Source organism: Mesorhizobium sp. M0862 (assembly GCF_040319795.1).
GTDB lineage: Bacteria > Pseudomonadota > Alphaproteobacteria > Rhizobiales > Rhizobiaceae > Mesorhizobium.
This window is the reverse complement of the sequence record NZ_JAMYOJ010000001.1, coordinates 227,692-244,861: the sequence shown is the minus strand read 5'-3', so window position 1 is coordinate 244,861 and position 17,170 is coordinate 227,692. Positions and strand designations below refer to the sequence as shown.

Annotated in this window: 10 protein-coding genes; 3 read left to right on the top strand and 7 right to left on the bottom strand. The window is 59.7% G+C overall.

What is annotated here, in order from left to right; genetic code table 11:
* Entirely contained in the window at window positions 1-150 is a 150-nt protein-coding gene (locus NKI15_RS01260) for a hypothetical protein (RefSeq protein ID WP_352443388.1), read from the top strand.
* A 50-nt stretch (window positions 151-200) separates the two neighbouring features.
* Here the strand turns inward: NKI15_RS01260 and NKI15_RS01255 are convergent, their stop codons facing one another.
* Complete coding sequence (locus tag NKI15_RS01255) at window positions 201-344, bottom strand: DUF3606 domain-containing protein (RefSeq protein ID WP_352514363.1); 144 nt, start codon at window positions 342-344, stop codon at window positions 201-203.
* Window positions 345-469: 125 nt separating this feature from the next.
* Here NKI15_RS01255 and NKI15_RS01250 point away from each other — a divergent pair, with 125 nt between their 5' ends.
* On the top strand, window positions 470-889 hold the full coding sequence (locus NKI15_RS01250) for an ATP-dependent DNA ligase (protein ID WP_352514362.1): 420 nt from the start codon (window positions 470-472) through the stop codon (window positions 887-889).
* Between the two features lie 251 nt (window positions 890-1,140).
* Here NKI15_RS01250 and NKI15_RS01245 read toward each other — a convergent pair whose 3' ends face one another.
* From NKI15_RS01245 to NKI15_RS01230, 4 genes are all read right to left on the bottom strand, one after another.
* The gene (locus NKI15_RS01245; protein ID WP_352514361.1) at window positions 1,141-1,488 is read right to left on the bottom strand and encodes a hypothetical protein; all 348 of its coding nucleotides are present in this window, start codon (window positions 1,486-1,488) and stop codon (window positions 1,141-1,143) included.
* A 184-nt stretch (window positions 1,489-1,672) separates the two neighbouring features.
* Entirely contained in the window at window positions 1,673-2,713 is a 1,041-nt protein-coding gene (locus tag NKI15_RS01240) for a LacI family DNA-binding transcriptional regulator (RefSeq protein ID WP_352514360.1), read from the bottom strand.
* Between the two features lie 472 nt (window positions 2,714-3,185).
* Entirely contained in the window at window positions 3,186-5,495 is a 2,310-nt protein-coding gene (locus NKI15_RS01235; RefSeq protein ID WP_352885630.1) for an nSTAND3 domain-containing NTPase, read from the bottom strand.
* 37 nt (window positions 5,496-5,532) lie between these two features.
* Entirely contained in the window at window positions 5,533-7,776 is a 2,244-nt protein-coding gene (locus NKI15_RS01230) for an AAA family ATPase (RefSeq protein ID WP_352514358.1), read from the bottom strand.
* Between the two features lie 495 nt (window positions 7,777-8,271).
* On the opposite strand from NKI15_RS01230, the gene NKI15_RS01225 reads away from it, so the two are divergent.
* On the top strand, window positions 8,272-12,258 hold the full coding sequence (locus NKI15_RS01225) for an nSTAND3 domain-containing NTPase (RefSeq protein ID WP_352514357.1): 3,987 nt from the start codon (window positions 8,272-8,274) through the stop codon (window positions 12,256-12,258).
* Between the two features lie 177 nt (window positions 12,259-12,435).
* Here the strand turns inward: NKI15_RS01225 and NKI15_RS01220 are convergent, their stop codons facing one another.
* Both NKI15_RS01220 and NKI15_RS01215 read right to left on the bottom strand, forming a co-directional pair.
* Complete coding sequence (locus NKI15_RS01220; protein WP_352514356.1) at window positions 12,436-15,906, bottom strand: ATP-binding protein; 3,471 nt, start codon at window positions 15,904-15,906, stop codon at window positions 12,436-12,438.
* The gene (locus NKI15_RS01215; protein ID WP_352514355.1) at window positions 15,903-17,162 is read right to left on the bottom strand and encodes a metallophosphoesterase family protein; all 1,260 of its coding nucleotides are present in this window, start codon (window positions 17,160-17,162) and stop codon (window positions 15,903-15,905) included. Before NKI15_RS01215 ends, NKI15_RS01220 begins: the two co-directional genes overlap by 4 nt.
* Window positions 17,163-17,170: the final 8 nt, after the last annotated feature.

The window sequence follows — 17,170 nt, the reverse complement described above, 5'->3', positions numbered from 1 at the left end:
GTGCTCCGGATCAGCACGATAAGCGACCTGGCGAAAATCGCGCATGTCGATCTGCTGGCCGCAAACAGGGCAAGGGATGAAATGCGCGAGTTCGCTCGCGGGCGGGCCTTCATGTCGGTGCCCGACCAGTGGTCTGCCGAGATCCGATAGCCTGGTCATTGTTTCCGCAGCGCCTTGGCTTCCCGCTCCAGCGTCTCGCGTTAGTTGCCGTGCTTCGCAATCAGCTCTTTGACCTGCTGGGGTGTGATGCCGGTCTTTGTTGCGAAATATTCAACTTCATAATCCTCGTCGGCTGAGACACGGTCCCGATCGCGAAAATCCCGCTTGCTCTTGTCGTCGGCCATATCGATTCCTCCTTCGCTCATCCCGCAACGCCGAGTTGACGTGTTTGTTGCACCAAAAGGCTGATTTCCAGTTTCGGAACTATTTTAGCTTAATCTTATTGAATCGCCGGAGGGTGGGTCAGTGCATGCGTTTGAAGTTCATCGAGCCGTTGATGCCGACCCTTGTGGAGAAGCCTCCCGAGGGTGAAGGCTGGACCCACGAGGTCAAGTTCGACGGCTACCGATCGCAGATGGCCATCGATGAAGACGGCACACGCATTTATACGCGCAACGGCCACGACTGGACGGCGAAATATGGCGACCTGGTGAGAGAGGCCAAGCGCCTTGGTGCCGAAAGCGCCATCGTCGACGGCGAGATCGTCGTTCTGAACGACAAGGGCCTTTCGGACTTCACAGCGCTGCGCAGAGCTATCACCCGCCGGCAGCACGACTTGTATTTTGTTGCCTTTGATCTGCTTCACCTTAACGGCCGTGATCTGCGCGAACGTCCTGTCCACCACCGTTACGCGAGAGCTGTAACCGAGCTCTACGCCCAAAACACGTGATCCGACTTTACGAGCTTTACAAACAGGTCAAACCAAAACCGATACTCGGGTTCATCTCGATCGCCAAGCGTCTGGAAAGTCTAGCATCGCTCGCTAGCATGGATGCGCGAGGAGCAGGTGCTGGCGTGGCGGACCTTGGCACGATCGAGCTGTTGCAAAACGAACACCGACGGGTGAACCGTCTGAGATGCCGTTGGTGTCTAGTTTCGGACGTGCGGCGGCGCTTGTCGTGTGAAGCCTTTTGGATCATCCTATCGAGCGGTTGGATACTCGTTAGCCTCGAAAACATGGTGATGAACGCGGCCGGTGAACATCTCGAGCAGCTCTCCGGTCAACTCGCGGCTTTGAAATCTGACATCGGATTGAAGCGCCCGGCTGCAGGTGTCCATGTCGGGATAGCGAATGGCAAGCACCATGGCATAGACGGGGGCGCCGTCGTCCCGCTCGGTGCCATCCAGAACGCGCACCTCTTCCGCCCCAGGAAATTGTGTCCACAGCGGCACTAGCCTTTCCCTGACGAAGCGCCGGAATTCGCTCTCGCGTCCGGGTTGGATTTCGCCTTCGAACAGGGCGTACCGAATGATCCGTGCGCCGTCCATATGCAGGCTGGCGAGGTCTCGCCGCTCGCATCGACGACCACAAGACATTGCGGCACGCCCATCGTCACAGCGCGCGCGGCCCCGGCAGCGACGGCTTTCAAGGCGCCGTCATGTGTGAGGCTGATGGTCTCGCGAAACATCGCTATTGGGCTGCCCTTCGCTGCGTTTGAATCGATGAAAGAACTCAGGTGCTTTCGCGCTCGACGACGCGATAGCCGGTGAGCACGATTTCTTGGCCGTGTCGTTTCTCGTCGCCTCGGATCACCTGGATCAATCTGCGGGCGGCCTGTTGCCCGATCCCGTAGCAGTCGACATTCACGGTGGTGATGCCGGGATGGCAAAAGGCGGCTATCTCGTAGTCGCCGAAGCCGGCAATTGCGATGTCCTGCGGGATGCGCATGCCCCGGCGCTTGCATTCCATCAGTGCGCCGAAGGCCGAAAGGTCCGAAACGCAGAGTACGGCTTGCGTGTCCGGCCAACGCTCCAGCATGCTGACGACGGCCTGGCCGCCCTGCTCGATGGATATCGGCGGCACGCCAAAGGAAACGAGGCGCCCGGTCGACAGGCCGAGCTCCTCGATGGCTCTGACAAAGCCTTCGCGCCGCTGGCTGCCGCGCGTGTCGCGCGACGTCGTGCCACCGATGTAACCGAATTTTCGGTAACCCTTCCTGGCGAGCGTCTTGACGAGAAGCCCCATCGCCTCCTCGTTGGAGAAACCAACCACTTGATCGATCGGCTTTACCGGCAACTCCCAGGTTTCGACCACTGGAATGCCGGCGCTTTTCAAAAGGCGGCGGGCGCGATCCGTGTGAGCGCCGCCGGTCAGGATGATTCCTTCCGGCCGCCGACGGAGCATCGCTTCGATCAGCTTTTCCTCCTTCTCGACCGTATAGTCGGTGTAGCCGAGGAGAAGCTGGAGCCCCGTGCTCTCCAGTTCATCCGTAATGCCGCGCGCCGTGTCGGCGAAGTTGGAGTTGTTGAGTGACGGAACCATCGCGGCAACAAATCCAGTCTTGCGCGAGGAAAGGCTGCCGGCCGACTGGTCAAGCACATAGCCGAGGTCGTTGACCGCGACCATGATCTTTTCCCGCGTCGCCTTGGAAACGCGACCGCCTTCCTTCAGGGCCCGCGAAACCGTCATGGTCGACACACCCGCCCGCAGCGCCACGTCGACCATCGTTGGAGCGTAGCTCTCGCTCGGTTTCGATGAGGCTGCCTTGGCCATCAGCGCTCTCTATCGGCCGGCCGCGCCGGCCTGACAGAGGTAAGCGCCAGACACTCAGTCACGGGGTTTGTCTGGCGTCCGGCCGCGTCCATGCACCACCTCTCAGAATCGGGTCGACTTCGAGATGTTATCGATATCACCGCGAGCTGGCAACAGCCGTCATGTCCGCCTTGGGTTTCGGCCTCTGGAGATTTCCCTCCCAATTCCAGACTGCCATTTATGCGACTTTCGAAGCACAAAAGGCGAACACAATTAGCGCCTATGTGTTTCGACGTCAGCAGCTTTGGCTCAGTTCGGCGATCGGCGGCCAGCATAAATGGCTGGAAGGGCGGACAGCTGTTCGGCAGCTTTCGGGTGTAGACCGCGATTAGCGGTCGTTGCAGAAGACATCATCAGCCATGATATCCAAACGCTCTCGTGCCCGAATAGGCACGTAAGGAGAATGCGGGTCGATACCAAATTTCTGCAATCTTTATCCTCGAGCGGTGGACGCACGCCATACCGATAAAGCAAGCAGTGGCAAATACAGATTTGCCAATTGCTGATCATCGAACTTGTCGGGAGCGGCTGGTGCTCCGCCTGTAAAGGTCGGCTGTTCAGCTGGTTCAGTTTCACCGGCAATCGCGGCGATCCGGTCGTTGACCGTTTTCAGGGCTGACGTGAGCACAGCCTGCGACACCCCGGCGATCTCAGCAAGATTTTGGAGCGCCTTTACCCGATCCGTCAGAGTGTATTCCGAATCCGTTTCGGCGGTCGTCCGTTCGATTTCATCGAACTCCCTCCGGATCGCCTTCTTGGCCGCCGTTACGACATCATCACTGAACTGGTAAGTCGCACCAGTCACGTATCGGGCGATCGTCTCCAGGTCATCAGTCTCCAGCCCGGATTGCAGTATCGAGATGACCCCTTCCTCCAGCTCGGCCAGCAGATCATCAAGAAACGGAAAACCGTAGTAGTAGCCGAGACGTAGATTCTCGATGAGTTCGACCAGATCACGGCCGTCGCGGTGTGAATTGAATCCATCGACCGGATTGCGGGCAAGAGCGATCGCTAAGTCCGCGAAATCCTCCAGTTCAGATGCTTCCCACCACTTCAGCAGCAGCTCGATGCGATCGCAGTTGGAAAGGTCGGCCGCGCTGAACGAATGCGGATAGCGCGTTGATCTTTTCCAAGTCGGGATGTGAAGGAGAGCCGCTGCGACGCTGTGGAACGCGCTCGCAAAATTCGCAATTTCTGCCTTCTCTTCGGAAAGCTTGACGCCGTGCTCCCAAACCAAGCGCGCCCACTTGCCTTGCTTTGAAGCTAACGCAAACTCCCGGAGCATCACAATATCGTTCAGATACGCGGCCAGATAATCCCTGACCGACGGGTTCACGAATGAGACGGTTCCACTCTCGATCGTGATGAAGCCCCCCTCCAAAATCCGAAGCGATTCCTCGAAGTCTCTGGCGTCGTGAGCTTGCCCGAAGCGTGCGCACAGATCCGGATGGAGTGCCTGATAGGCCACGCGCAAGTCAGCGATGTCCTCGCCGTATTGAGACCCGAAGAACAGCGCGAACAGGAGGTGCCTGCATTTCTCGGGTATGTGCGTTCGGAAGGCAGTGTCCCAAAGCTGCGAAGGGTTCGCCATGGCGGCAAGAAAAGCGTCGGCGTAGTCCTCGGGCGGGACCAATGCCAAGCGCACCCCATCGGTCATCCACTCGACGATGCGGGGATTATAGTTCGCATGGTCCACGATCTTTGCGATCTTGCCGCTCTCAATCAGAGCTCGGATATACGACGCGGACGTGCCAGCGACGAGCAGGTGATTGTAGAGGATGCGTGCCCTGATGCGCCTTGTGTAAACACCGACATCCAAAACATACTTGCTGATGTCGAGCCGCTGATCGGCAAGATGCTCAGATACCCTCCGCGCCTCCTCAAAGATATACGCACGGGTCGTGAGGATGAAACGCGCATTCGGGGAATGCCGTATGCGCTTCATGAAGCGCGCCAGGTGAGAATCTTTAGAAGCTAGGGCGTTCCTGTCGAGAGCTATCGTGCCCAGGAAATCGTCGAAATAGAAAATCTGCTTCTTTGTATCGACGATCGCTTCAAACCCGTCCTCAAGGCTTCTTATAGGCACGAGTTCCCAGTTCTCGCCCGCATAGGCGTAGGACAGCATCTCCGCGAGCGTCGTTTTGCCCACCCCTGGCGGCCCGGATATGATGAGGACATGCTGTTCCTCCAGTGTATCGCGCGCAGCCTTGAAGCTCGGGTTCTGCGCGTAAACGCGGACCTTGGCGGCAATCTCGGCATTGGTCGTCGCCGTGAAGGCGTGAGCCGCTGCGCGGGTCACCCGTTCAAGGACCGCGACACTGGATAGCCAAAGCTTGATATGGGCTTTCTCGACCTGCGGAAATTTGCGGAGCAGGCCGTTGAGGTCCCCTTTCGAGAAGATGTCATTCTCCGCGCGAAGCGCGGGACCCATGATACTCGCCAGCTGCGCCTTACTCTTGTGCGAGAGCGATCGGGACGTGGCCAGCAAGTATCTGGACGGCGCCAGTCGGTCGATCGAATCCCGCTCACGCTTCATCGCGGCAGTAAGTGCTCTCGCGGATGATCCCTCGTAGTGCTTGGCCTGGAGGATGGTCTTGCTCAAGCCCTTGGCATGGCGCCCGTCCATGCCTCCGTCCGGACCGGGGCCGAATGCCTCAAAGCGCATGCCGAGCTCCGCTCCGACTAGGTCTCGCGCGAGGTCCTCGAAATCGGCCGGCGCTAAATTTGCGAAACTGTAGGTCATGGAAATGCCCGGCAGCGCGGGGGCGCGGTTGTAGCTTTCATGAAGTCGCCGCGACCATTCCATCATAGTGTTGGGGAGCGAGCGCTTTGATCATTTCCAGAAGGTAGGTGACGTTCTTCTGACTCTCCTGAACGAGGCCGGGCTCGAAGCCCTGGCCGGTGAAGTGAGAGTTGTCATTCGCGTATTTGTAAATCGCGGTCTTCTTGTTTTCGTCAAAGGCGACCTGCGAAAGTTTTACATACAGAGAGTTCTTTCCCGGAACAAAGAAGTCGAGAAACGTCTCCAGTACTTTGCGCGTAACGTTGGGGATATGATAGCACTCGGCGATGGTGCCATCCCCTTTGAAGTTTGCGAGCGTCTTGAATAGGAAATGATACTCGGTTGGGTGATCGATGAGCGCCTGATCAAGGGGCACGATAATAGAATGGCGCCCGGCTGTGTCATTGCGGCAGACCAGCATGTACATCTTGTTTTTTTTCTTCGCAGCCGGGTCGTGCTGCAGCCAGTTTATGAGCAGGCGAAGAAACGAAAAATTGTGGGTCAGCAGGAAGACCTGCTTTGCATCTTTCACCGCGTTCTTGAGAAACGCGAAGGCCTGGTACACTGAACTGGAGTCGAGGCTTGAAACCGGATCATCAATGACAACGACCCCTTCGGCCAAATCGAACTCCTGATCCTTCAGCTGAACGATGAAATATATGAACGCGATGGCAGTTCGCTCGCCCTCACTGAGGCGCTTCGCGTCCTTGCCGTTTCTTTTCACGCGGTAGCCATGGTCGCCAGACTCGAAGACAAGCTCACTACGCCCGAGGAAGGTCTGCAGCAAACTAGTCAGGTCTTCTCCTGCTTTGTGGGCATTGGAGATTTGTGACTTCCTTTCGGCGATGGCAGCCTCAAGCGTGGTGAGCGCGACCATACCGGCGCCCTCATCCCCTTCTGTATTCCGTTTGATGAGCGCGTCTTCCTCGAGAATCTTCGCCACGTATCCAGCTACGTCAGCCTTTATACCGCAGAGGTAGTGGCCTTCGACGGCCGTCTTCGCGGCATCCTTCGCATCAGCGAACCCCTCGGTTTTTTTGTTGTGATCATCAACCAGCGCTGGAACGGCGCTCATGGCCTCGGCCAGCCTGCCAAAGTTCAGGCGTCCGTCGAACGGAAGCGAAGTAGTTCGCGCGCCCAACTTTTCGGTGAGCTTAGCTGTTATCTGGCCGAGTGCGGCGATAGCCGCGTCAACTTCAGCGACCAACGCTTCCCTGGCCCGATCATAACGGTCCCTGAATTCGCTGTAGAACGCGAGCCTGTCCGGAAGCGGTGTGTACTGTAAGGAACTTTTCAGTCGGTCAATCTCGTCGATGGCGCGTTCGATTTCGGACTTTAGCGCCTGATCCTCGTTGTTGAAGTGGGCTTCGAGCCTGCGCCAGCGATCTGCAGGCAGAGCCTGCTCGCAGAACTGACAGGTCTGGTGGCCGAGCTTTTTGTGAAGCGCATGGCCCTGTTCGACCCAGCTCGCGATCTCAGCAGAGTCCTCCAATCGCGCGATAGCGTCGCTGATGACCGCTCTCCCGCATAACGATGAGACGGTCGTTTCGATCGCCTTGGCGCCCAGATCAAGAGAGTGATCCTTCCCGCCGAATACGATGGTCTTCGTGGTGGCGGCTTCGATCCTGTCCATCGCTTCCTGTCGTAGGGTCGCGCGGTGGGCACCAAGCTGCGCCTCGGTCAGCCCATCGCTTACCGCAAGTGCCCGGAAAGCGGCTTCTGCGTTGTTCTTTCTGTAGCTGCGCTGGATGGTGCCGCTCGTGGCCTCGCTGATCGTGGCGGCAACAGAGGTGAACAGTTTTCCTCGTGCTGTCTCATGCTGCGCGATGCGCGCTTTCGCGCCGACGATCACAGCATTCCGTTTCGCGAGCTCCTGTTCATCCTTTTCCAGCGCCTCGCTAAGGGCTTTGTTCTCCTCTCCGACCACGAGGATAGGTTTCAGATTTCCGTCGAGCTGACCAATGTTCAGCTGCACATAGTCGGCGCTAAACACGCGCACCTTCCTCGCGGCTGCGGTGCCATGTGTGAGATCGCCAGTCTGCGACGAAATCTTGAACTCTAAAGCTGGGTACTCTTCATGCAACCCTGTTTTGAGGCAGTCGAATAGCCGGGAGAGCGTTGTCTTCCCTGTCCCGTTCTCTCCATACACAACATTGAAGCGCTCAAACGCGGGCAGCTCGGCATCCCAGGAGAAGTCGGAGAATACGCCTAGGTTTCTTACCTTGTTAATTTTAAGAAGCAATATTCCCCCCAAGCAACCTATTAGAATCTTCTCTGGCGCACGGCCCTAAGCATCCACGATTTTGAGCACTGTTGCTAGCCGGGCGGGGAGCTCCTCGCGCTTGTAAGTTGGGAATCTTCCAGATTTTTTTGCTCGGACTTCACCTGCCGCAGCTGAGCCGCGCCCTCGACGTCAAGCTTGCTCCAGTCGCATTATTCCAATCCTATTTCCATGGGCGCATAGCAGATACCCGTTGGCGCAGGCTAGGGCGCTCCCGGCGCGAAGATATCAATGTCCTCAGCTGCTCGAATATCCGCTTCTAGGCGGGACTATGCTGTGTTGAACGACCAAGCTGAGGACGCGAGGTTGACGACAGCGCGGAGATCGACGCAGGTGCGCTGTGAAATCGGTCGTTCGCCGGAGCGTTGTATTCGATGGCTGCGAGATGTGGCTGATGGTATCCCTGCGCGCCCTTCCTTCATGTCCGGGCCGGTCACTTCAGGAGTTGGGCGTTCCATGACGGACAAGGAAGCAGCTGCCGGCGGGCCAGCATCGGGTGCCGAAGCAGCGTTGGCAGGATACGAATATCAGCTGTCGGTATCGGTGCTGGCAGCTTTGCGGATGCTGTTGATAACCAAGTCCGCAAGCCGGATCGTGCTCGAGCCGTCCAACGAAGAGGATCTTCAGGCAGACATCGATGATCCCGGTCCCGGCCGCGTCGAGCCCAGCGCCAGCCTGGCGAATGGGCACAAGCTGGTCGTTCAGGTCAAATACACCAGCGGCGATCCATGGTCGCTGGCCAAGTTCAAAGCTTTGCTGAAACACGGCAAGAGACGAAAGCCGGCGATCGAGCATCTGGGCGACGCGTCCGTTCACTATCTGCTCGTCACCAATGCCGATGCCACAGGAGAAGCCCGCAGCTTGCTCGTGGACGACTTCGAGGAGACCAGCGACCCATCAGCATTGCCGGCATCGCTTCGAAAGGTCCTCAAAACCTCGCCAGAGGGCCGGGTCGCCATCTGGGGCGGCCTTGCCGCACGGCGTTTGGAACTCGAACTGGCCGAGATCCTCAACAAGACCTTGCGCATTCCGCTTTCCAACCACGAAGCATGTCTGAACGACCTGCAGAAGGAGGCGAAGCGACGGATGCGAGGCGCCGTCGCGGGGGTCTGGACGCGCGAGGACCTCCAGGGGACCGTCCGGGTTCACGGGGGCTATTTGGCGAGCGCGATTGAATTGGAAGCATTCGTGCCGCCCCTGAACTTCGCGAACATGAAAGCGGCACTTCGAGATCGGAATGCCATCATCATCAAGGGTCCATCAGGGACGGGCAAGACCCTGGCGGCAGTGGCCCTATGCGACGCAGCGCGCCAGCAGGATGGTCGACTGGACGTGGTAGTGGTCGGGGCCGACAGTGATCCCAGTTCCACATTGCGTCCGATCGACACTGGGCCAAAGCTCTTCTACGTCGAGGATCCCTGGGGACAGTTCAGCCTGCGAAGCGGTTCGGAGGCATGGACTGCCCAACTCCCGAAACTTCTCGGTCGAGCCCATCCGGGGCATCGCTACGTTGTGACCTCCCGCAGCGACATGCTCGGCCAGGCGAACGCCACCAAGCCTCTTGAGAAGTGGTCGATCGAGCTGGATGCCGATCATTACCAAGGCGGAGAGTTCGCCAAGATTTACGACAAGCGCATGCATCTGCTTGCGGTTCATCTGCAGCCGTTCGCGCTCGAGTTCCGATCGGAGGCGCTGGAGAAGTTGCAGACACCGCTGGAGCTGGACCTGTTCTTCACTAACCTGTCGGATGGGCCATCGGACGGAGAGACGCAAGACGATTTTCTGCGGCGACTCCTGGGTCTAGCCCACCGGGATGCCGTCGAGCAGGTCGTGGAGAACTATCTGAAGTCAATCGACAGCAACGGCATCGCATCGATGTTGTGGGGCCTGCTCCTTGCGCGGGGTCAGTTCGAGAGGTCCCACCTGACGGCTATTCAGGGCCGCGTTCGGAAGATTGAAGGGTTTGGTGGACTGGGGAAGCTAGTGGACCGGCTGATTGCGACTCGCCACCTCCGCCAACCAGCGACAGCGGTCTCATTAGCCCACCCCAGCGTGCGCGCGGGCCTCGAGGAATTCGTCAAGAACAACTGGGACGATCAGGTCAACGCCCTGGAGCACCTCATAGTCGTTCTGACCGATCTGCCCGGGGAACACCACGAATGGGGGCTGGAGAGCGCCGGGCGCGTCCTGCATGTCGCTCGACAGTTCCAACAAGGGATCGAGAATGCCGTCGAGCTCGAGATCTCGATCTCCGCTTTGCAGGCCATCGATGCCTGGTTGGAGGAGGCGCTCCTGCATCCTCCATCCGATTTTGTTTCCCTGATTCAGCTGGCCGCCGACATCGGCAGCAAGGACTCCAACCTGTCCGAACTTGCACGGTGGTTCATGAACGGTACGAGACGCGGGGCCGCCTATTTCATCGACGATTGGAAACCTGCGGAGTTCGACGGCCAGTGGTACGATCGCATCTCATCCGACCCGCGCTCGCGCTTGGTCGCCGGGCGCTTCATACGCGAGGTGCTGCCGACCGATCGGGGGGACTATGGTCGCCGCTTTGTTCAGCAGCTGGACCGCATTTCCAGCGATTTGACCCCCGATTACCTGGCTGCGGCGCGATCGGTGGTTGGGATGGGCCACGAGCCCAACACCCATGCCATCTCGGTGGGTGCGGTGCGCGATCTCAATGCCTTCGAGTCGGTCATGTTGGAAGCGGTGAGCTATCTGGAAGCTATGGAAAGCCGCTCGGGAAGGGAAGAGCCACCGACCTGGCGGCAGATCGAGGACGGCGAAACCGATAAAGCCTTCGAGGAGTACTACGGCAGTTACGAGAACGATGACGGAGCCGCCTCGGAGCGGCTGGTCGATGCCTACGTCGATGCAATGCGCGCACCGGGGCGATGGCCCGAATTGCGCGCTCATCCGAAGGTCGCGGGACTGACGAGCAGTTGGTGCCGCGCCGTGCGGAACTCTCCCAAGTCCGTTGCGATCGACGAGGTAGAGGCATTGCTCGATGCGACGCGAGGATCGGGGCAAGAGCCAAGCGCCTGGTATGCCGCGCAACGTCACTGGCATGCTTCCCTCGAGAAGAGGTTGACGGCCGCCCTGCTCTCCGTTGGCGACGACCAGGATCTTCGCGCGTCGTTGGTCGAGTGTGCCGCCGTCCATTCGCCCTCGTCGTTCAAGCGAGCGCTTGAGCGGGCATCCGACGGCGATCCTCTGCAATTCGTTTGCCTGATGATCGATCTCCACGATGTGGCAGACTTTTCTGGGGCGGATACGAGTGGCAGCGCTTGCTCGCTGATCGAAACCCTCGGTCCAAAGGCTGGCGAGCTACAGAAAGCCTTGCTGAGCGAGGCGCCGCCGTCCGTTGGCCCCGAGGTGCTTTCGTTGCTAATCGAGGCATCGCGCGTTGCTGAACCGAAGGTGCTCAGCCGCCTGTTGCCGATCTTTCTTGAGAACGGGCCAACGGCCATAGATGTCATTCGTCGGCTGTTTGCGGAGACAGAAGATCGTGACCTGGCGTGCAGGGCAGCCGAAGCCGCGGTAGCGCTGGATGACGATGAACTCATCGGCCTCGCCCTGCGGCATCCGCGCGCCGATGCCCGACAGACCGCGCTCGAGCACCGATTGTCGCAATGTAATGGCATCGTTCCTGCCGACCTCCTGGCGTTCGCGACCGATCGCGGCAGCCGCGTGCGCCGCGCGCTTGTCGACAAGGTCAGCTTGTGGCCGCATCCAAGCCATATCGAGGCCTTGCTCAAGCTCTCCAACGACCGTTGGTCTGATGCAGAGCCACACTACGAAGATACGGAATCCTATCCGATCGCCCGTGTCGCGGTCGAAGCCCTTTTGCGTTACGAGACCTTGGATGACGCTGTCGGGACTGGTTTGGTCGGCCTGGCCGTCGACACGACTGACAACAGCCTGGCCCGCATTGCGTTCAAGGTCGCCGCCGCGCGCTGCGGGCTGGCCGTGCGACAGTCCATCCTTGACGTGTCCAATGACCAGACCCTGACTTGGACACGCGTCCACGCCCTGCAGGGATTGACCGCCGCCTCGGTGGTCGAGCAGCAACTGCTCGATCGCCTCCCGAACAAATGGATACTGTCGGTAGCACCTCCGCTGGCAGTCGCCGGCATCGAGTTGTTGTGCACCCACCTGTCCGTCGCGGAAGCGGCTAGTCGGTTGGAAGCCATCAGCCATTCCAACAATCGTCGAGCCTTGATCCTGGTCGGGGCGCATGCGCTGAAAAGCCGAGATGAGACGGCAGCGATTGGCGTGCTCGACATGCTCGAACCGGGACATCCCGCCCGCCAGTTCTTCACAGGAGCTCCGCTTCCTCGATCTATCCTGAACGACCTTGGGACGGTGAGAGTTCGACGATTCGTCGAAAAGTTCCTAAGCGAGTACTGGATCAATGAAAGGACCAGAGCTGCCAATTAGTGACTTTGCTAACTGATACCGATGATCTGCAGGCAGTCCGCAAGCCACTCCTTTCCGTAAGTGTGGCGGTAACATGCTGATGCCCGTTCTTCGGCGATCGCAACAGCCGCTTTAGTGACCGAAATGAGGCTCGAAGCGGTCAATCTTGAGAACGCGCCACCAACAATGCCGATTGAATTACCCGAGCTCGTGGATGGCCACGCTAGAAACAACCGACTTCGCAATCTCGCATAGGTGTTGATGATGCGTAAGGTAGATCACCTGGCCCACACTAGCCATCTGGCCAAACAGGCGGAAAACTTCCTCCGACCGGAGATGGTCGAAGGTCTCCATGATGTCGTCGGCGATGAACGGAACAGAGGGCCTGAGCTTGGCAAACTCGTAATATCCCGCGAGGCGTAGAGCCAAGTAGAGCTGAAAACGCGCGCCTTTCGACAAAGCGTCTGCGATCTTGGACTGGCCATCCCGCTGCGTGGCGATGAGGACCTCACCGCCCTTTACCGGCTGGGTCGTCAAGCCTGTGTATTGGCCGCGCGTTATCAGTGCGAAGGCCTCGGAGGCTTGGCTCATCATTCCAGAGCGGTGACGTTCGCGGTAGACCCGGAGCGCGCTTGCTGCCGACATGACGCCGAGCTTCAACTCGATATAGCGGGCAGCCTTCTCCTCGATTTCGAGGAACACTGTGCGGCGCTCCGCATCGATCCGGGCAACTTGGCTGTCACCGCCAATCGCGTCGAGCTTGTCGGTCGCTCGGGTACGCCGGACGAGTTGCTGTTGTATGGCTTCATCGAGGTCAGCGAGGCGCCGCTCGATTTCAGCCTTTTCAATTGCCAACGCGTCGAGATCGACGCTCTCCAGCAATGAGCGCGCCTGGGCGAAGTCATCGAGAGCGAGTTCGCTCGTCAGTCGTTCTTCAAGCTCAGCCACTGCGCTCTGGAGGCCGTCTCGCTCGCGAAGCTGCTCGTCGCGCTCTGCGACTTCGGGCAGAGTTTTCACCCCGAAGGTATCGAGCACTTGCTGCTTGGTGGTCTCGTGTGCCGCGATCTCGGCTTTCAATGCCTCCTGAATGTCTTGCAACTTTTGAACATCAATGAGGAGATTCGCCCTCGCCTCACGGGCACGCTCGGCTTGCTCCAGGCGCTCGGTCAGCCTGGCGCTCACCTGTTCCGGCGCCGTGTCGTTCGCAGGCTCCCCGGCCTGCGCCAAAAGCCGGGCCACCTCTTCAGCAAATCCAGTCCTGTCCGCCTCCATCTTGCCTATGCGCCTACGCATAGCCTCACGATCCTGCAGCGCCTTTGACAGCTCCGACAACTGATCGAGCACGCTGCCAAGCCCGGTTCCGGCGATGCCGTCTTCGAGCCAGGTGCCCTTCAGCGTTTCTTTCACCTCGGCCTGCCATGCAGCATCTCGCCGCTCGGCAATTTCAACAGCGAGCCGCCTGGCGGCCAGCTCCTCTTCTTTCGCGGCGACGCCCCTCATCGCTTCCGCGCGTTCCGCGTCGACCTTTGCCTGCCTGTCCAGAAAGCGGTCAGCAGCGACCACCATCGCCTCCAGGGCCTCACTGGCTTCTGGCTGAATTCCAACGCTTCGAAGAGCCGAGGCCAATCCTAGATGGATCCGCTCTCCTTCGGCTGTTGTTCGTTCAATTCTCGCGCGTGCGAGCAGGATGTCGTCCCAGGCGCCAAGCGCGTCAGCGCGCGCGGACAGCCGCTCCTCCAAAAGTCCGATCAAGAGCTCGAGCGACTGCGCTTGGCAATCCTTAAGCAGGGTGCTGGCCATTTGCTTGATTTCAGTTGACGCCGTTTCAGCCCGCTTTTCCAGCTCACCGAGCTGGGCCCTGACGCGCTCTATCGCCGCCTCGGTCTCGGTCGCCTTTTGCTTGATTGCGCGCAGGTCCGCGAGCTCGCCCGCATGAGCCAACCGCGCCCTACCGACTTGATCGTCCCTGGCCAGTGCCGCGGCAAATGCGTCCGCGGTTTCGACCTTTAAATCTGCGCGGTGATTTTGCCAGGCCTCGTCCCTATCACGGCGAACGGCTGCGGCTGTTTCGTCGTCGGCGATATTGGCCGAGGCGCGGACTGCGGCCAGACGAGCCGACGTTGAGATCCGGCTTTGTTCATGCTCAGCCAGACGCTCGGAAAAGACTGCCTTGTCCCTTTGAAGTTCGCCGGCAAGTTCCTTCCAAGCAGCGATCTGCATCGGCGCTGGAATCGACATTTGCGAAAGCGCCTCCGCATCTCCCGACCACGGCCGAAGGCGCCGCATCGCATCGGCCAAACTTGTTTGCCGCTCGTCCTCGAACGCGCGCGCCTCTGCGATTTCGCGTTTGTGACCACTGGCCTTGGCTTCCGACACAGCTGCCATCAGCCTGGCTCTTGCGGGCTCGGGCACCGCCCTCTCCTCGCCAACGCGACCTCGCGCAGCGTTGAGCCCGTCAAACGCGGCAGCCGCTTCATCCCGGGCCATCCGCAGGCTCGTCGTGATGCCGGAGCGTTGTTCGACCATGGTGCGAAGCGAGCCGACCACAACGGCCGGCAGCATGAGCCGGGACGGATCCTGTTCGGCCGCCCTTCCAAGCGCGGCGAGACAGTTGGCCACCGTCTGGTCGATCAGCTGGACTTCCATCTTGCGGGTCGGCAGGTCCATGCTCGCGGACAGATAGCGTGCCTTGCGCTCGGCAAGTCCTCGCACCTGCTCCGAGATCGCCACCACAGCCTCCTCGACGGCGATTACTTCGATCTTTGCCTTCGCGCGATCGATCTCATCGGCATTCGCCTGGAGACGGGTTCTTAAGCGTGCGTCTTGATCAATCAAGCCCGCGACGCTACCACTCCAAGTCCTGGCAGGAGACGGCATGTCCGGCAGTTCAGCCAGCCTGCTTGCCTTGCGTTTTATTTCCCCCAGGAGGGGCGCGGCGCGCGCATTTCGCTCGATCGTGGCGAGCCGCGCCGACAACGCCGCGCGTTCAGCCAAGCTGCGGTCATACTTCTCCTGGGCCTCCGCCCGTTCCGCCTCGAGCGCCTCGAATGTCGAGGCCAGGGTGTCGATCGCCTCCTTGCGGGACTTGAGTTCCGCGAACCGTTTTTTCAGCAGCGCGATTTCGGTGGTCTGGGCCTGTCTTCGGTGAAGCCGATCGGCCTCTGTCTCAAGTGCGGCCAAGACATCGCTGGCATGGCCAAGCCCGGCACTTGCGGTGAAAAGGAGCTTGCCCAGATCGCCACGCGATTCAAGGATCGCCTTGCCCCCAGCTTCCAGCGTCTCGTCATCCAACGAGAACATGCTGCTGTAGGCTTCGCGGGACAGGCCGGCGAGCTGCGCCGAAATGGCAACCTCGCTCAGCGGTCTGCCTTCGGCGTCGTGCAATGAGTTGCTGCGGCTTTTGGTGCGGGAAACGGCGAGCGCCCGTCCGTCGAAACCGAGCAGCCCGCCGATGCGCATCGAGCTATATTCGTGCAGGAAATTATAGCGACTGCGCTCTTCGATGCCAAAGAGCAGATCAAGGTAGGCGGCAAGCGCGGTCGACTTGCCGGCCTCATTAAGCCCGAAAATGATATGCAGATCCGGACCTGAAACCGGCTTCTCTCCGAAGTCGATCGCCTTGTCGGTAAACTTGCCGTAGCGGGTCAGATCGAGGCGCCGCAATCTCATCGCGTCGCCCCTGCCTTCAGCCTTGCCGTGACCAGGTCGACGCTTCCGGCAAGCACGTCGTCGAGAAATCGTTCCAGCCCAGCTTCATCCTTGCCTGCGAAACCGCGGGCATCGGGCGGCAGGTCTGCGATCGTCTTCAACACGAATTCTCGAGCTTCGGACCGAAATGCTTCTGAGCCCGCATTGGCCCGCATGGACTGCGCGAGTTCCAAGGTAGGATCGGCAACACTTTCCAAATCTCCGACGGCGGAAGCCGAAAGATGAAGCTCCAGCTTCTCCACCCAGGTGTCGCCCACCTGCTCGGCCGCCTGTTCGGCTTCCGCCACGGCCAGGTCCCGGTCGCGCATCAGCGACCATGAAAGGGCAGACGTACCGACCAGGCGAAGACGGGCAACAAGGTAGCGCGATCTGGCACCCTCCCGGGATTGCTCCAGCCCTGCTCGGATACGAATGATGGCCTCGCTCCATTCCGACACCCCGGTCAGATCGAGACTCACCCGCTCAAACTGCGCGACACTGGTGAGCCTCTCCTCTATCTCGACGGAGCGATCGTCGCGAATGGTGACCAGCGTAACCGACTTCTCGCCCGCCTCATTGATGTCCCGCCCCTGCGGGATCCCTGGCATCACCAGCCTGCTCGCACCGGAATACACCTGGCGAACGTGAATGTGGCCAAGCGCCCAATAGTCAAAGCCGTGGCCGTGCAGGTCGGCGACGCTGCAAGGTGCATAAACGTCATGGCCTGGGGAGCCGGCCAGGCTCGTATGCATGATGCCGATGTTCGCAGCTCCTTCCTGTGGGGCGGCATATTTGGGCAGCAGGCTTTCGGATGCCTTGGGGCTGGCGAAGCTTAGCCCATGGAACGCGACGTCGATCCCATCGCCAGGCTGGATCAGGGATTGGCAGCGGCCGCCAAAAGTGGTCACCGTATCGGGCAATATGAGCTGCTTCGTAATCCGCGACATGGCGTCATGATTGCCGCGGATCATGTAGACCCTGATGCCAGCTTGATGGAGACGCGCCATCTGGGAAGCCAGAAAGCGTGCCGTCTTCATCGAGGTCTGGTCGCCATCGTAAAGATCGCCGGCAATGACCAGAGCGTCGACACGCTCCGTCAGGCAAAGGTCGACGATTGCGACGAAAGCCTGACGGCTGGCGTCTCCCACGAGTTCGGCAAGAGTTGCGTTTCTCATCGCCAATGAACGCAGGGGCGAATCGAGATGAATGTCGGCGGTGTGGACGAATCGAAATACCATTGATGCCT

Excerpts from the sequence above, each read along its gene's own strand:
- NKI15_RS01255 (WP_352514363.1), bottom strand. The coding sequence starts at position 344 with ATGGCCGACGACAAGAGCAAGCGGGATTTTCGCGATCGGGACCGTGTC.
- NKI15_RS01250 (WP_352514362.1), top strand. The coding sequence starts at position 470 with ATGCGTTTGAAGTTCATCGAGCCGTTGATGCCGACCCTTGTGGAGAAG.
- NKI15_RS01245 (WP_352514361.1), bottom strand. The coding sequence starts at position 1,488 with ATGGACGGCGCACGGATCATTCGGTACGCCCTGTTCGAAGGCGAAATC.
- NKI15_RS01240 (WP_352514360.1), bottom strand. The coding sequence starts at position 2,713 with ATGGCCAAGGCAGCCTCATCGAAACCGAGCGAGAGCTACGCTCCAACG.
- NKI15_RS01235 (WP_352885630.1), bottom strand. The coding sequence starts at position 5,495 with ATGACCTACAGTTTCGCAAATTTAGCGCCGGCCGATTTCGAGGACCTC.
- NKI15_RS01225 (WP_352514357.1), top strand. The coding sequence starts at position 8,272 with ATGACGGACAAGGAAGCAGCTGCCGGCGGGCCAGCATCGGGTGCCGAA.
- NKI15_RS01220 (WP_352514356.1), bottom strand. The coding sequence starts at position 15,906 with ATGAGATTGCGGCGCCTCGATCTGACCCGCTACGGCAAGTTTACCGAC.
- NKI15_RS01215 (WP_352514355.1), bottom strand. The coding sequence starts at position 17,162 with ATGGTATTTCGATTCGTCCACACCGCCGACATTCATCTCGATTCGCCC.